Source organism: Halomonas sp. 707D4, from assembly GCF_024158685.1.
Lineage (GTDB): Bacteria > Pseudomonadota > Gammaproteobacteria > Pseudomonadales > Halomonadaceae > Vreelandella.
Genome location: NZ_JAMZBD010000677.1, coordinates 1 through 1,289 on the forward strand (window position 1 = coordinate 1; position 1,289 = coordinate 1,289).

At 70.9% G+C, this 1,289-nt stretch carries 1 protein-coding gene; it reads left to right on the forward strand.

Annotated elements, in window-relative coordinates:
- Positions 1-1,289: ATP-binding protein (locus BIS11_RS17820; RefSeq protein ID WP_253586759.1), on the forward strand; the 1,289-nt coding region annotated here is incomplete at both ends.

A 1,289-nucleotide genomic window follows, 5' to 3' on the forward strand; every position in this document is an offset into this window, starting at 1 on the left:
GGCGGCGATCTTCGAAGAGGATGGCGTGGAGCTGCCGGTGACCCGCATCCGCGGCGCCAAGGCGCGGGAGTGGATTGACCAGATGCGCCAGTCGATGCGCCTGGCGCCACTGCAGCGCGCCCTTGCCCGCCTTCAGGGCATCGAGAGCGAGCTTGCCCACCTCGACACCACCCTGTGGCAGCTCAAGCCCCAGCTGGCGGCGGACCAGCACCGCGCCGAGCGCACCCTGGCGGAGGCCGAACAGACGCGCAGCGAACGCCAGCGCGACTTCGACACCGAGCGCCACCGCTTCGAGACGACCCGGGATGCCCTCAACGACCGCTTCAGCGAAGCCGACAGCGCCCTCAAGCAGACCCAGCGCGAGCTCGACGACCTGCAGCAGCAGTTCGAGGCTTTTGATGCCGCCGACATGCCGGCGCTCGAGGAGGCGCTCACCGCACTTCCCCAGGCCCGTGAGCGTTACGAGCAGTACAAGGAACACCTGCGTGGCCTGCAGGAGATGGTGCAGGCGAGCCAGGCGCAGAAGGAGGAGCGCCTGCGCGAGCTGGGCGACACCCTGGCCCGGCAGAGCGAAGAGACCCAGGCGCTGATCGATGCGCTGAGCGATGAAAAGGCCACCCAGCGCGAACGCCACTGGGAAGCCAAACAGCAGCGTGACGAGCGCTTCCAGCGCGAACGCCAGGCGCTGGAAGCCACCTGCCAGGGGCGGCTGACCCACGCCGCCGAGCGGCTGGCGGTGCTCAAGGCCGCGCTCGACCACGGCGGCCCCACCGCCGAGGAGAGCGAGGAAGCCGCCCTGGCCCAAGGCCGCGTCGACCGTGTCCAGGCCGAGCGCAACGCCGCCGCCAGCCAGCAGGAGAGCCTGCGCCAGGAACTAAGTGATCTCAAGCGCGAGCGCGACGCCGCCGATCAGGCCCACCGCGAAGCGCGCCAGGCAGAGCAGCAGGCCCAGGAGCAGTGCCGCGAGCTAGAGCGCCAGCGCGACCCGGCCCAAGGGACGCTTCGCCACTTTCTGCGCTACCACGCCCCGGGCTGGGAGCAGCGCCTGGGCAAGGTGATCGCCCCGGCGCTGCTGGAAAGGCGTGATCTGTCGCCCACCCGCGTCGAACCCGGCAGCGACGATCTGTTCGGTATCGCCCTCGATACCCTGGCGATCGACGCGCCGCCCTACGCCCAGGCGGAAGCCGAGCTGCTCGCCGCCATCGACGAGGCGGGAGAGGCCGCGCTGCGCGCCCAGGCCGCCCTGACCAGCGCCGAGAAGACGCTCAAGCGCCAGAACGAGCGGGTGG